The following is a 14,247-nucleotide window of genomic DNA, read 5'->3' as shown; positions in this document are numbered from 1 at the left end:
GCCCACCGGGTTGGGCAAGTCTTTGCCGATGGCCGATTCCGGTACCCCCGCGGGGCCCACGGGCTGCTCCCGCACGGGTTCCGGAGCGCGGTGACACGTACAGGAACCGGAAAACTGCGGCCGAAAGTATGGGGGCCTTGCCGCCGTCCAGGTAACGACCGTGTTGACCGTACGCAAGCGCAGGCAGACGCTCGTCATATAGCTGCTAAGTACAACTGGTTCTGCCGGGCGGGACCGGATCGGGAGGACGGATATGTGTGGCATCACCGGCTGGGTCTCCTTCGACCGTGATCTACGGGCGGCGGAGGCGGCCGCGACGCTGGACGCGATGACGGAGACCATGGCCTGCCGGGGCCCCGACGACCGGGGGACCTGGACCGACGGGAACGCCGCGCTCGGGCACCGGCGGCTCGCGATCATCGACCTGCCCGGCGGGCGTCAGCCCATGACCGTCGACACCCCCGAGGGACCGGTCGCCCTCGTCTACTCCGGCGAGGCCTACAACTTCACCGAGCTTCGCGGCGAACTGACCGCCCGCGGGCACCGGTTCACCACCGAATCGGACACCGAGGTCGTGCTGCGCGGCTACCTGGAGTGGGGCGAGGCCCTCGCCGAGCGGCTCAACGGCATGTACGCCTTCGCGCTCTGGGACGGCCGTCACGGCCGGCTCGTCATGATCCGGGACCGGATGGGCGTCAAGCCCTTCTACTACTGGCCGACACCCGACGGTGTGCTCTTCGGCTCGGAGCCCAAGGCCATCCTCGCCAACCCGCTGGCCCGGCCCCGGGTGACCCTGGACGGGCTGCGGGAACTGTTCACCATGGTCAAGACCCCGGGCCATGCCGTATGGGACGGCATGCACGAGGTGGAGCCCGGCACGGTCGTCACCGTGGACCGAGGCGGGCTGCGCCGGCACGTCTACTGGCGGCTGGAGACCCGCCCGCACACCGACGACCGGGACACCACGATCGCCACCGTACGGTCACTGCTCGACGACATCGTCCGCCGCCAGCTGGTCTCCGACGTACCCCGCTGCATCCTGCTCTCCGGCGGACTCGACTCCTCGGCCGTCACCGCGCTCTCCGCCGGGCAGCTCGCCGAGAGCGGCGAGAAGGTCCGCACCTTCGCCGTCGACTTCGTGGGACGCACCGAGCACTTCATCGCCGACGAGCTGCGCACCACCCCCGACACCCCGTTCGTGCACGATGTGGCCCAACGGTCGGGCACCCTGCACCGGGACATCGTGCTCGACCCCGACACCCTCGCCGACCCGGAGGTACGGGCCCGGATGATCCGCGCCCGGGACCTCCCCATGGGCCTCGGGGACATGGACGCCTCGCTCTACCTGCTCTTCCGGGCCATCCGCGAACACTCGACCGTCGCGCTGTCCGGCGAGTCCGCCGACGAGGTCTTCGGCGGCTACCTCCAGTTCTTCGACGAGCAGGCCCGGACCGCCGACACCTTCCCCTGGCTGGTCCGGATGGCCGAGCACTTCGGCGAGGACTCGGACGTGCTCCGGGAGGACCTCGGCCGGGCCCTCGACCTGCCGGGCTACGTTCGCAGCAGCTATGAGACCGCCGTCGCCGGCATCGAACGGCTCACCGGCGAGAGCGACTTCGAGTACCGCATGCGCAGGATCTGTCACCTCCACCTGACCCGCTTCGTACGCGTCCTGCTCGACCGCAAGGACCGGGCGAGCATGGCGGTCGGCCTGGAGGTCCGGGTGCCGTTCTGCGACCACCGGCTCGTCGAGTACGTCTACAACGCGCCCTGGGCCCTCAAGTCCTTCGACGGCAGGGAGAAGAGCCTGCTGCGCGAGGCCACCGCCGATGTGCTGCCCCGGTCGGTGTACGACCGGACCAAGAGCCCCTATCCGTCGACCCAGGATCCCAAGTACGCCATGGCCCTGCAGGGGTACGCCCGCGAGCTGCTCGCCCGCCCGGACCACCGGGTCTTCGAGCTCGTCGACCGCGACCGGCTCCGCCGGGCCGCCGACCACCACGCGCCCCAGGTCACCTCGGCGTCCCGCCGCGGCCTGGAACGCACCCTGGACCTCGCCACCTGGCTGGACCTGTACGAACCCGAGCTGATCCTCGGCTGAGCGGCCCGCCCCGGGCACGGGCGGGTGCCCGGGGCACAGGGGATCCGCTATGCGCCGCCGCCTGCCCGCCCGCCGTCCAGCCATGTACCGAACTCGTTCTCCCGGACCAGCCGGCCGAGCTTGCGGTACTCCTGGATCACCGCCGAGACGATCTGCTCCATGCCGAGCGGGCGGCCCGATTCCGCCGCCAGGTAGGCGGCGGTCACCGCACAGGCACGGATCGAGCCGCCCGCCAGCTCGAACCGGCCCGCGCAGAACTCCAGATCGAGCCCGGCCTCGCGGGGGATCGCCGTGCCGAGGCAGCGGTCCCACAGGGCCAGCCGCTGCCGGGCGTCCGGCATGGGGAACTCCGCGATCACATCGAGTCGCCGGGTGAACGCCTCGTCGAGATTGCCGCGCAGATTGGTGGTGAGCACCGCGATGCCGTCGAAGGACTCCATCCGCTGGAGCAGATAGGCCGACTCCACATTGGCGTGCCGGTCGTGCGCGTCCTTGACCTGCGAACGCTTCCCGAAGATGGCGTCCGCCTCGTCGAACAGCAGGATGCCGTTGACGTCGGAGGCCTCGGCGAAGATCCGTTCCAGGTTCTTCTCGGTCTCACCGACGTACTTGTCCACCACCGTCGACAGATCCACGACATAGAGTTCCATGCCGAGCTCCGACGCCACCACCTCGGCGGACATGGTCTTGCCGGTGCCGGACTCGCCCGCGAACAGCGCGATGATGCCGCGCCCCCGGCCGCCGCCCGGCCGCATCCGCCACTGACCGAGCACCTGCTCGCGGTGACGGGCGCGCAGGGCGAGTTCGGACAGCTCACGACGGGTCGCGGGGGGCAGCACGAGGTCGTCCCAGCCGACCGCGGGCTCGATGCGACGGGCGAGCCGTTCGAGCCCGGCGCCGTTCTGCGCCCGGACCGCCGTGCGCAGATCCCGCACGTCCACCGGGCGGTCCTCCAGGACGGCCAGCCGGGAGGCGACCGCGGCGGCCTTGCGCATCTGCTCGGAGTCGAGCCGGTACGAGGCGGTGGCCTCGATGACCTCCTCGTCGGCCGACCTGCTCCCGGCGGGCAGCCCGGCGGACGTGCCGGCCTCCGCGAGCGCCTGCCGCCACTGCCGTGCCAGGCCCGTCGGGCCCGGGGACAGGACGTGGACCGGCACCGGACTCTCCCCGGCCCACAGGGGATCCCAGTTCTTCCTCCCGTACGCGAGCAGCGGGGTACCGCTGACCGCCGCGCACAGGGCCCCGAGCAGCCGGGCCCGCTCGGGGCGTTCGGGGGCGAGCGCTTCGAGCGGCCCGAGGACGATCCCGCCGTTGCTCAGCCGGACCTCGGCCGCCAGCGTCCGTACGGCCTCCGCCGGTTCGGGAAGGGCGGCCAGCTCCGCGATGTCGACCACCAGCGGACGACGCCCCGCGGCGAGCAGCGCCTCGACCGCCAGTTTCCCCGGGTCGCCGCCCCGGTCGAGCAGATGCACCAGACCGCTGCCCGTGCCCAGTGCCGCCGCGACCCGCAGCACCTCCGGCCCGCTGTCCGGGCCCGGCTCCGGCCGCGCGCCGGGCCCGGCCGCGCGGACCAGGCCGCGCAGCCTCCCATCGATCTCGTCGTCGCCGAGAAGGTGCGCGCCGATCCGGTCCGGTACCCGCAACACCCGGGAAAGCAGCGGGCGTTCGGCGTCCCTGACCTCCAGCAGTCCACCCGTGACCAGCGGGGCGGACGGGGAGAACCGGAAACGGCCGGAGCTCGCGGCGGGCAGCCCGCAGAGCTCCAGCGCCAGCCCGATGGTGGGTCTGCGCCGGGTCAGGTCGTCGTTGAGGTAGCCGTAGAGCTGCTCGAACCGGCTGTCGATGTCCGGGGCCAGCGCGACCAGCAGAAGGTCGACGTCCAGCGGCACCAGGCCGAAGCTCCCGGCCAGCCGGTGGATGCGGCTCCCCGGCGGGGACTGCGGCGAGGGCCCGGAGGCGTACGCCGGTACGGGCGCGAACGCGTCGCGGGCCGCCACGATCCGCCCGGCCGCCTCGGGGGTGAGGTACTGCCCCCGGTACGGATCGTCCGGCTGCGGGTCGGCGGCCCGTCTGGCGGCCACGGCGTTCCTGACCCGCTGCTCCACGTGGACCAGCCGCTCCCAGAGGTCCTCGACCACCGAGGCAGGGGCGTCGGCCGTTCCGGGAACGGCACGGGCGCCCTGTGTCGTGGTCACCGGGCCGCGCCCCCACGCCTGCGCCGGCCGGGCGGCAGCTGCCGTTGCCGCTGCGCCGCGAAGCCCTGCCCGCCGGGGTCGGACGCCCCGTCGTAGCGCAGCCGGCGCCCCGGCTCCGTGCCTTCGCCGTCCGTGCCTTCGCCGTCCGTGCCTTCGCCGTCCGGGTGGTCGCCATCCGTTTTGGGCGTGCTCCTCACCACCAGTCCCTCGGTGACCGGCGGTCCCGCGGCGGTCCGTTCACCGGCCAGCGGCGCCCACACCCGCAGGTCGATCGCGGCCTTGAGCTCACCGCCGAGCGCCGACCAGACGTCCGAGGCGGACGGCCCGTCGGTACCCGGGCCCGCCGCCTCGATCTCCACGGTCAGCCCCAGCTCGGCGAGGCTGCCGGTGTGCATGCGGGCGGGCAGCGCGTCCGACCGCACGAGGCAGCGCAACGCCTCGGAGAGCAGGCGGTGTTCGTCCTGCGGGCGATTGGTCCACGCGGTCACCAGATACGTCAGCTCGTACCAGCGCGGCGGGGTGCGCCGGCCGATCACCACTCCCTCCTCGTCGTGCTCCTCGGCCGCGCCGGTGCGGCGGCGGCTCGCGTCCTCACGGATGCGGTGCAGGAACACACTGATCGTGGGGGCGTTGCGCCGGGCGGACCAGTCCTTCGTCGGTGCGTCGAAGACCAGGTCCACCCCGCTCTCCTGGAGCCCGGCGTCGACCAGCAACAGCCGCAGCCCCTCATCGACCTCGTGGATCATCGGCGTCCCACCTCGTCCGGCGGGACGATGGTCCCGGCCACCACCAGGAAGGGCGTGGTGACGGGGCCGAACCCCGGACCCGAGGCGGTGATCGTGCGCGGCCCCGTCTGGTCCTTCGCCAGGATCAGCAACTGCGCGATGAACGTTCCGTCCCGGCGCGGGAAGGCGGGCGGTGCGGTCGCCGTGATCCCCGGCTTCCAGGTGAGCTTCACGGGCGCACCGGGCGGGAAGTCCTTGCCGCGCACCGAGGTGACGAACCCCGGTTTGCCGACGGCGGGCACCGCGATGATCCGGGGCTGCAGGATGCGCAGCGGCTTCCTGGCGACGTTGTCGCCGGTGTCGGCGTCGGTGCCGGTCGTGGTCAGCGTTCCGGTGATGGTCGTCCGCAGCGCCTGATCCGGCTTGAGCACCACCCGCACGACCGTGGACGCGCCCGGTGTCAGATCGGGCAGGGTGCACACTCCGTCCTTGCAGCCCGGCGGAAGCGGACCCGCCGGGATCCGTGCGGGCAGCCCGAGCTTCAGCCGCAGCCCGGTGGCGAGCGCGTTGCGGCCGTTGCGCACGGTGTACGTCACGACCACCCGACCGCCGACGTAGCCGGGGCTGGGCTGGGCCCGGACCGTGAGACCGGGCCCCGCCTCGGGCGCGGGCGGCTCGGGGGCCGGCGGCCGGGGCGGTGTGGGCGTCGGGGTGGGGGTCGGTGCCGGGGGCGCGTCCTGGACCGGGACGACCGTCTCGGTGGCGTTGTCCGTGGGGTTCGGGTCGACCACGGCTCCGGTGACCGACCAGCCGATCCGCTGGTCGCCGCTCGTCACGCCGGTGAGCCGGGCGGTGACCTCCACACTCTCCCCGGGCCGGAGCACGCCCAGTTCGCACTGGGGCGAGTCGGTGGCACAGGTGCCGGCCGGGGTGGTGAGCTCCTCCAGCCGCACCCCGGGCGGGGCGTCGGCGGTCAGTACGGTGCCGGGCGCGGCGGCGGGTCCCCGGTTGGTGACGGTGACCGGCACCGTGACGGAGGAACCGACCTCCACCGAGGGGCCGGTGGGCGGCGCGGTCAGGGCCAGGTCGACCGACTGCTGGAAGCCGGGCTCCTTCTGCCGCCCGCCGATCCGCTCACCGAACGGTGTCAGACCGCCCGAGGCGAGGTCGAGCATGGACAGCTGCTCCGGGGAGTTCGGCGCGAGCGCCCTGCGCGAGCTGAACACCAGCCGTTCCGCGTCCGGCGACCAGGCCACGTCGCGGGGCTGGAAGGGCCCGGTCAGTGAGGTGTCGGGGATCTCCTGGTGGCACGCGTCGGGGTCGCCGCGCCGGACGGCCGGCAGCACGACCCGGCAGTCGCCGCCGTCCAGCGAGGTGACAATGATCCCGTCGCGCTCATTGACCCGGCCGCCGCCGTCCTTGCGGTTGAAGGCGATCGTGCTGCCGTCGGGGGAGAAGGCCGGGCTGTCGTCGATCTTCTTGCACTCACCGGGGCAGATGGTGGCGCTGAGGTCGCGCTGCTGGTCGAGCGCCGCCACCGGCACCGTCCAGACGTGCTTGATGCCGCCGAGACCCCGGATCACGTGGTTACGGGTGAAGGCGAGTGTGGTGCCGTCCGACGACCACGTCGGCTGGGCGTCCCCGCCGGTCGACTGCCCGGCCGGGGGCACGATCGTGCCCAGGATCGCTCCCGAGACGGCGTCCGCGATGAGGATGCTGCTCGGCCCCGCGGCCTCGCCGACCCCGCCCGGTGAGGTCCTGGTGAACGCCAGCTTGGTGCCGTCCGGCGAGAACGTGGGGTCGGTGTCCCAGTCGCGCGGACCGCGTCCGGCGAGCGGCACGGCCGTCTCGTGGGTGCCGTCCGCGTCGGCCAGCCAGATCCGTTCGACGCGCTCCTTCGCATTGCCCTCGAAGCGGGTCACGACGATGCGCCGGCCGTCCGGTGTGTAGTTCTGCCGCTCGGTCCACGGGTCGTAGTCGTCCCTGGGGTTGAACAGCGGGTCCTTGGCGGGATCCTCGTTCGAGTCGGCGTCCGGGTCCTCCTTGAGGATGGGGAGTCCGAGGTCCCGGGGGTCCGAACCGTCCTGCCGGACGTCCTGGAGCGTCGCCTCGTGCTCCTCCAGGTGGGTCCGCCGTGCCACGATGGCGGTCCCGGTGTCCATGGACCCGGTCCAGGTGGGCGATTCGACCTTGCGGTCCTCGCCGAGCTTCAGGCTCGGCTCGCCCTCGCCGAAGGCGGTCGTCCGGTAGACGTGGTCGTAGTCCTTGCACCCGCAGGTCGTGTCGGGGCTCAGGATGAGCAGGTCGTTCCCGTCCGGCAGCCAGGCGGCCGAGCGGGTGCGCCAGCCGGCCTGGACACCCGCCAGCAGGGGACGGTCCTTGCCGATTCCCTCGGTCACCCGGAGCCGGGGCCCGGTCTCGGCGTCCGTCGTGAGGGTGTACGCGACCCGGGCGCGGCGGGTGTCGTCGTCCACCGGGTTCCACGCCGGTTCGGTGGCGTCGCCGGCCGGGCCGTCACTGATCACCCTTGCCGCGCCGCCGGCCACGGCCATCTCGAAGATCAGCCCGTTCCGCCCGGGACCGGAGTCACAGGAGTACGCGATCCGCGAGCCGTCCGGGGAGAACGTCGGCGAGGTCTCGTTGTTGGGGGTGTCCGTCAGCCGTCGAAGACCGGAGCCGTCGATCCCGACTGTCCACAGCTCACGCTGGACCACATCACCCGGTCCCCGCTCCGCGGAGTCGAACACCACGGTCCGTCCGTCCGGGGAGAGTTCGGGGTGTCCGGCGTCCCGGTCGGTGGTGAGCCTGCGCACCGCGCCGCCCGCGTCGCGCACGTACACCTGCGGTCGCAGACTGTCGCGCAGGCTGGTGAAGACCACCGTCTCACCGCGCGCGAAGGGATCCTGGTCGTAGTGGGCGGGGCCGGTGCCGAACAGCGGTGCACTGGTGGCCGGGTCGGAGACCCGGCCGAGGCTGCGGTGTCCGGTACCGGCGTAGGTGATGCGTCCGGCATCCGCGGGGCTCTCGTCCGCCGCCGCGGCGAGTCTCGGCGCACCCTGCGGTGCGGACGCGGAACCCGCAACCAGCAGCGGTGCCAACAGCACCACAGCTCCTGTCAGTCGGCCCAGCCGGGTCTTCCTCGCCGGGCCAGCGGTGCCGGTCACGGCCCACCTCACAGTTCTGTCGATGACTCTCCACGACAAGCATCCCGCTCACCCCGGGGCAAATACAGGTCCCGAGTACCCGGCCCGGGGGAAGGGGAGGTTGCCCTTTGCGGCGCGCTTCTGCCCCGCCCGGCCGCTCCTTTCCGCGAACACCGGCGCCCCCCGTGCGACGTCGCCGCACGGGAGCGCGCCGGCGGGACTCAGATGAGTCCGTGTCGCATGGCGTAGCCGACGGCATGGGCCCGGTTGCGCAGTTCGAGCCGGGTCGCCACCTCGTGCAGCACGTTCTTGACGGTGCGTTCGGAGTACGAGGTCTTCTGCGCGATCTCCGCGGTGCCGTAGCCCTCCGACACCAGCCTGATCATCTCCGCCTCCCGCGTCGTGAGGGTGGAGAGCGAGAGTCCCCGGGGGTCGAGGACCGTGCGCTGGAGGCTGCTGACATGGGTGAGGAGCTTTCCGAGCAGGTCGCCCGGCAGCACTCCTTCACCGTTCGCCATCGCCGTCACCAGGTGGACGAGGCTGTCCTGATCGGCCTCGCCGCGTCTCAGCACCGCGGCGACGCCGCACTCGATCATGGTCTGGAGCGCGCCCGATTCGAAGAAACCGACGACGAGTCCGGTGCGGGTCGAGGTGTTGCGCTGGAGGCGTTGCAGGAGCTGGACGGTGGGTTCGTTCACCATGTCCACCACCACCAGGGAGACTTGGGCCCGGTCCGCCTCGGACTCGGGGATCAGCTCTATCTCCGGCCGTGGGCGTAATTGCTGGACCACGCCGGTCTGCAGTATCAGGTCCTCCGCGTACACCGCCACGGAGACTCTGCCCCGGGGGGCCTCGGGGGCACTGTCCACGGCGGCGTACGCCGGGGCGGCGGATCTGCGGAACGTTCCGCGATCCACTGCCCGGCCGTTCGTTTCTGCTGCTGTCGTCATTCTTCTGCGTGCCTGTCTTCCTCAGGTACTTCCGTCCGATACGCCGGATTCCGATCTCGACCGCGTCCGTCCCGGCAGGGCGACCGGGCCCGGGGAGGGCTCGCCGGGACATCGTGCAGTTGGGCCGCCGGGGCACCACCCCTGCCCGTTCGTTGCCCTCGCGTCTCTGCTGCGCGGCCGCACGTTGGGCCTACCGTCGCATCGTGACCACATCTGCCGAACTCGAAACGCCCACGGTGACGGTGTCGCCCGGCACCGAAGCGACGACGACCCTGACGGTGCGCAACGACGGTGACATCGTCGAGGCGTACACGCTCGAAGTGGTCGGCGACTGCGCCGCTTGGAGCACCGTCGAGCCGGCCCGCGTGTCCCTCTACCCGGGCACCTCCGAAGTGGTGACCGTACGGCTCGCGCCGCCCAGATCCCACGAGGTCCGGGCCGGCGAGATACCCCTGGGTGTCCGTGTACTGCCCGCGGAGCACCCCGAATCGGTGGCGGTGCCCGAGGCCACGGTGATCGTCGCACCGTTCCACGAGCTCCGGGCGGAGCTCGACCCGGGCCGGCGCTCCGGCTGGCGGGGTGCCCGCTTCCGGGCCGCGGTGCAGAACCGCGGCAACACCCCGGTCGACATCGCGCTCTCCGGGAAGCAGGCCGGGGAGGAACTCCGTCTGGCCTTCACCCAGGGCCAACAGCGCCTGGAACCGGGCGAGTCCGCCGAGGCCGGCCTGCGGGTACGGGCCCGGAAACTGATCTGGTTCGGGCAGCCGGTGACCTGGCCCTTCGAGGTCGAGGCAGCCGAGGGCAGCGAGGGGAACACCGACGGCGAGCGGGTCGGCAGGTCCGAGACGCTGCCCGGCGAGTTCGCCCAACGGCCCATCCTGCCACGGTGGTTGCTGATCGTTCTGGCCGCGTTGCTCGCACTGCTGCTTGCGTGGTTCGCGCTGGTGAGGCCGGCGGTGCGGAGCACCGCGAAGCAGGCGGCGAACGAGGCCGCCCAGGAGAAGAAGCCCGACGGGCAGCAGGGTTCGGCGGACGGCGGTACGGGCGACCCGACCGGCGGTCAGGGGCAGGACAAGGGTGACGGGAAGGGCAAGCCCGGCACGTCCGGGGGAGCCGGTTCGGGCGGCTCGGGGACGGGTGGCGGGACCGGTGGCACCCAGCAGAGCTCGGCGACGATCGATGTGCAGACCGGGTCCGGGGCCCAGAAGAAGGGGACGTACAAGGTTCCGGAAGGAAAGGTGTTCGGAGTCACGGACATCGTGGTGGCGAACTTCCAGGGTGACGAAGGCGTGCTGACGATCTCCTTCGGAAAGCGGAAGATCACCACCATTGCTCTGGAGACCTTCCGCAACCAGGACTATCACTGGGTCACCCCCATCGAGATTCAGGAGAACGACACCGTCACCGCCTCCGTGACCTGCAACAAACCTGGCACCCCGGCAACCGGAACTCAGGCTTCCAAATGCCACCAGGTGCTCAATGTCAGCGGTGAGCTGAGCGACGTCGCACCGTAGTAACAAAGCGTCTGACCTCCTGCTTCCTCCGCAGAAGATGAGAACAGCAGACATCCCGTTCCAAGGAAACCCGGCTTGCCGGTCTTTGGCGGTTTCCTTCCCCTGCCCACATCGGGAGGTGGGGAAGGGTGGTCGAGGACCGGATCCGGTCGCCAAAGCCCGACAGAGCCGTCGAGGCCCGAGAATTCTGGCTGATTTCCGCCGATGCGACACCGGCGGCCGGGTACCCGAATTTCCCCCGGGACACCGGCCGTTGCCCTGGTGAGTGGGTTCCGGAAATCCATTGTTCACACCGCTGTCACATGGCCGGAACAGGAAATGTGCCGGCCGTCGGGCGCCCGGCCCGCGAAGGGAAGTATTTCCTGCCCCCCGGGGTGCCCGGGAAGGCAGCACCCTTGCCCCGTGCCCAGGACCTTGAGACCTACTGTCCGCCACAGCCGCCGAGGAAGACTCGGCGACGAACGAATGACCACGCGAAGGAGCGAGCATGCCGTCGTACCTCACCCCGGGTGTTTACGTGGAGGAGGTGCAGTCCGGTGCGCGGCCCATCGAGGGAGTCGGCACCGCGGTCGCAGCCTTCGTCGGTTTCGCGGAGTCCGGCCCCTTCCACCAGCCGACGCTGGTGACCAACTGGGACCAGTACGTCCAGACCTTCGGCACCTTCACCGCCGACACCTATCTGGCCCCCGCGGTCTACGGCTACTTCGCCAACGGCGGCGGCGCCGCGTACATCGTGCGCATCGGCGGCCCCGCGCAGGACTCGGCGCGGAACTCCGTGTCCGAGCCGGCGCCTGCCGCCGCACTCGGCGGGTTCCAGGTCTCGGCGCGGCCCGGTACGAGCGCCGACCTCACCGTCGAGATCACCGACGCCGAGGGCGAGAACCCCCCGGAGGACCGGTTCCGGCTGCTGGTGCGGCAGGCCGGCAAGGTGGTGGAGACCTACGACGCCTCCAGCCGCAAGAACGTCAAGGGCTATCTCGTCACCCAGGCCCGCCAGTCCAAGCTCATCCAGGTCACCGAGCAGCCCGGCACGGCCCAGACCCGCCCCGGGAACCAGAGCCTCCCGCTGGCACCCGCCGCAGCCCCCGGAGCCGGTGTCGCACGGCTCGACCCGTCCGAATACGTCGGCGACGCCGCCGCCCGCACCGGGTTCGCCGGCCTCGAAGCGATCGACGAGATCACCATGGTCGCCGTCCCGGACCTGATGAGCGCCTACCAGCGCGGGGACATCGACGCCGACGGCGTCAAGGCCGTCCAGCTGGCCGTGATCTCGCACTGCGAGCAGATGGGCGACCGGGTCGCCATCCTGGACACCCCGCCGGGCATGAACGCCCAGCGCGTCCGTACCTGGCGCAACGACGACGCCGGATACGACTCGCGCTACGCCACCGTGTACTACCCGTGGGTCAAGGTCTTCGACCCGGCCACCGGCCACAACTCCCTGGTGCCGCCCAGCGGTCACGTCGCCGGAGTCTGGGCGCGCAGCGACGGTGAGCGCGGTGTGCACAAGGCCCCCGCCAACGAGGTCATCCGCGGCGCGCTGGACCTGGAGATCCGCCTCAGCAAGGGCGAGCAGGACCTGCTCAACCCGATCGGCGTCAACTGCGTGCGCGCCTTCCCCGGCCGCGGCATCCGGATCTGGGGCGCACGCACCCTCTCGTCCGACCCGGCCTGGCGCTACCTCAACGTACGCCGCCTCTTCAACTACCTGGAGGAGTCGATCCTCCTGGGCACCCAGTGGGTGGTGTTCGAGCCGAACGACGACCGCCTCTGGTCGAGCATCCGGCGCAACGTCACCGCCTTCCTCACCGAGGAGTGGCGCCGCGGCGCCCTCTTCGGACGCACGGCCGAGGAGGCGTTCTACGTCAAGTGCGACCGCGACAACAATCCGCAGGAGTCGATCGACCTCGGCCAGGTCGTGTGCGAGATCGGCGTGGCTCCGGTGAAGCCCGCGGAATTCGTGATCTTCCGCCTCGCGCAGTTCTCCGACAGCACGAGCCTCGTCAACGAGTGACCCGACAGGGTCCCCCCGAACAGAACAGGTGACACAGAGTCATGGCAGAGGGCGACGCTCTTTCCACCCACGTCTTCGGCGTGCAGCTGGGCGGCTATCTCGTCGAGTCGATCCAAGAGATCAGCGGATTGACCGTCGAGGAGGAAGTCGTCGAGGTCCGTCAAGTGACCGCCGAGGGCAAGCAGATCATCCGCAAGCAGCCCGGCGCACGCCAGGCGGGCGAGGTGACGATCACCCGCGGGCTCGACAAGAGCAGCGAGTTCACCAAATGGATCAAGGAGACGCTCAACAACGGTGCGGTCGACACCGCGCGCCAGAACCTCACCATCGAGATCAAGGACTCGAAGGGTGAGACGGTCCGGCGCATCCAGCTGATGCAGGGGTGGGCCAGCAAGTGGGAGGGTCCGTCGCTGAAGGCCGGCGAGTCCAGTGCCGCGACCGAGACGGTGACCATCACCTTCGAGGAGATCGTGGTCGAATGAGGCGCAGGACCGTTACGTCGGGCGGGCTCGACGAAGTCCTCGACAGCCTCGCGGCCGGCCCGTCCGCCGCGGGCGAGGAAGCTCCCGCACCGGCTGCGGCGCGGCCCCGGGAACGTGACCGGGACCAGCAGGAGCTGCGTACGGAGTTCGAGTTCGAGCTCCCGCGCGGCTACGTCGACGACGAGGGCCAGGTCCATCGGCACGGGTCGATGCGGCTCGCGACGGCACGGGACGAGCTGCGCCCGCAGATCGACCTGCGGGTGAAGGAGAACCCGGCGTACCTGTCGGTGGTGCTGCTGAGCCAGGTGATCACCCAGCTCGGCACCATCACCGATGTGCACGCCGGGGTCGTCGAGCGGATGTACGCCACGGACGTGGCGTTCCTCCAGGACTTCTACCGCCGGATCAACAGCGAGGGCCACACGCACGCCGCGGTGACCTGCCCGCTGTGCCACGGGTCGTTCGAGGTGGACCTCTCGGGTGGGCGCCTGGGGGAATCGTGACGTACGCGCTTCCCCGGCTGCGGGAGGAGATCGCGTACGTCGCCTACCACTTCCACTGGCCACGAGAGGACATTCTCGACCTCACCCACGCCGAACGTCAGGAGTGGGTACGGGAGATAGCGCGGATCAACACCCGCGTCAACGAAGGCGGGTGATCGTGTGGGTCTCGGGAACTGGTTCCGCCGAGGGGGCGGACAGCAGCCTCCGACACCTTCCCGGGACAGGTCCGGGGACGGAGCCGGGGCCGGCGCCGGCCCCGCGTCCGCCCCTGCCGTCGCTCCGGAACCGGAGCCCGGCCGGAACGGCATCGGGGCCGATCGGCGTGACGGTCCCCGGGGCGGCTCCGGCGAGGGCGACGGCGACTGGGACGGTGGCTGGCGGCGGGTCGCCCCGCCTGCGGTGACCGTCGCCCGGTCCTCGATCGGGGTGAGCGACGGCCTGCGGTTCCGGGACGGCCTCGCGTCCTGGCAGAACCTCGCGTTCTCGGGCGAACTCGGCCATGCCGTACTGCCGTCCGCACCGGTGGGTCTGATCCACGGTGTCGCCCGTCCTGGCGGCGCACGATCCACGGCCCCCGGCGGGCCGCTGCTGCTGCGCGCCGCCCCGGTCGGGACGGACGG

Annotated in this window: 10 protein-coding genes; 6 read left to right on the top strand and 4 right to left on the bottom strand. The window is 71.4% G+C overall.

What is annotated here, in order from left to right; all coding sequences use genetic code 11:
- Positions 1–253 precede the first annotated feature (253 nt).
- The gene (gene asnB / locus ACGF8B_RS27375; RefSeq protein WP_392743609.1) at positions 254–2,101 is read left to right on the top strand and encodes an asparagine synthase (glutamine-hydrolyzing); all 1,848 of its coding nucleotides are present in this window, start codon (positions 254–256) and stop codon (positions 2,099–2,101) included.
- A gap of 47 nt (positions 2,102–2,148) precedes the next feature.
- Here the strand turns inward: asnB and ACGF8B_RS27370 are convergent, their stop codons facing one another.
- The 4 genes from ACGF8B_RS27370 to ACGF8B_RS27355 form a co-directional block, all read right to left on the bottom strand.
- Positions 2,149–4,296 carry an AAA family ATPase gene (locus ACGF8B_RS27370; protein ID WP_392743607.1) on the bottom strand — a complete coding sequence of 716 codons (2,148 nt, stop codon included), beginning with the start codon at positions 4,294–4,296 and terminating at the stop codon, positions 2,149–2,151.
- Positions 4,293–5,042, bottom strand: a complete 750-nt coding sequence (locus ACGF8B_RS27365) for a DUF4255 domain-containing protein (RefSeq protein WP_392743604.1) — start codon at positions 5,040–5,042, stop codon at positions 4,293–4,295. Before ACGF8B_RS27365 ends, ACGF8B_RS27370 begins: the two co-directional genes overlap by 4 nt.
- Positions 5,039–8,185, bottom strand: coding sequence for a hypothetical protein (locus tag ACGF8B_RS27360; RefSeq protein ID WP_392743602.1), 3,147 nt, complete (start codon positions 8,183–8,185; stop codon positions 5,039–5,041). Before ACGF8B_RS27360 ends, ACGF8B_RS27365 begins: the two co-directional genes overlap by 4 nt.
- 200 nt (positions 8,186–8,385) lie before the next feature.
- Complete coding sequence (locus ACGF8B_RS27355) at positions 8,386–9,114, bottom strand: response regulator transcription factor (RefSeq protein ID WP_392743599.1); 729 nt, start codon at positions 9,112–9,114, stop codon at positions 8,386–8,388.
- A 203-nt stretch (positions 9,115–9,317) separates the two neighbouring features.
- Between ACGF8B_RS27355 and ACGF8B_RS27350 the strand changes: the two genes are divergently transcribed.
- From ACGF8B_RS27350 to ACGF8B_RS27330, 5 genes are all read left to right on the top strand, one after another.
- Positions 9,318–10,628 (top strand): hydrolytic protein, encoded by a 1,311-nt coding sequence (locus ACGF8B_RS27350; RefSeq protein WP_392743597.1) that lies wholly within the window; start codon positions 9,318–9,320, stop codon positions 10,626–10,628.
- A gap of 487 nt (positions 10,629–11,115) precedes the next feature.
- Positions 11,116–12,642 (top strand): phage tail sheath family protein, encoded by a 1,527-nt coding sequence (locus ACGF8B_RS27345; protein ID WP_392743595.1) that lies wholly within the window; start codon positions 11,116–11,118, stop codon positions 12,640–12,642.
- A gap of 41 nt (positions 12,643–12,683) precedes the next feature.
- Positions 12,684–13,124 (top strand): phage tail protein, encoded by a 441-nt coding sequence (locus tag ACGF8B_RS27340; RefSeq protein ID WP_124720830.1) that lies wholly within the window; start codon positions 12,684–12,686, stop codon positions 13,122–13,124.
- A complete protein-coding gene (locus tag ACGF8B_RS27335; RefSeq protein WP_392743592.1) occupies positions 13,121–13,627 on the top strand; it encodes a hypothetical protein in 507 nt (168 codons plus the stop codon). Before ACGF8B_RS27340 ends, ACGF8B_RS27335 begins: the two co-directional genes overlap by 4 nt.
- Positions 13,624–13,782 carry a DUF6760 family protein gene (locus tag ACGF8B_RS27330; protein WP_164495324.1) on the top strand — a complete coding sequence of 53 codons (159 nt, stop codon included), beginning with the start codon at positions 13,624–13,626 and terminating at the stop codon, positions 13,780–13,782. Before ACGF8B_RS27335 ends, ACGF8B_RS27330 begins: the two co-directional genes overlap by 4 nt.
- The last annotated feature ends 465 nt before the right edge of the window (positions 13,783–14,247 follow it).

Origin of the sequence: Streptomyces sp. NPDC047917, assembly GCF_043204345.1 — a bacterium.
Classification (GTDB): Bacteria; Actinomycetota; Actinomycetes; order Streptomycetales; family Streptomycetaceae; genus Streptomyces; species Streptomyces sanglieri.
Note: the sequence above shows the minus strand (reverse complement) of the source record. Positions and strands in the feature narration are given on the sequence as shown.

Coding starts and splice junctions, on each gene's coding strand:
- asnB (WP_392743609.1), top strand. CDS start 254: ATGTGTGGCATCACCGGCTGGGTCTCCTTCGACCGTGATCTACGGGCG.
- ACGF8B_RS27365 (WP_392743604.1), bottom strand. CDS start 5,042: ATGATCCACGAGGTCGATGAGGGGCTGCGGCTGTTGCTGGTCGACGCC.
- ACGF8B_RS27345 (WP_392743595.1), top strand. CDS start 11,116: ATGCCGTCGTACCTCACCCCGGGTGTTTACGTGGAGGAGGTGCAGTCC.
- ACGF8B_RS27355 (WP_392743599.1), bottom strand. CDS start 9,114: ATGACGACAGCAGCAGAAACGAACGGCCGGGCAGTGGATCGCGGAACG.
- ACGF8B_RS27340 (WP_124720830.1), top strand. CDS start 12,684: ATGGCAGAGGGCGACGCTCTTTCCACCCACGTCTTCGGCGTGCAGCTG.
- ACGF8B_RS27335 (WP_392743592.1), top strand. CDS start 13,121: ATGAGGCGCAGGACCGTTACGTCGGGCGGGCTCGACGAAGTCCTCGAC.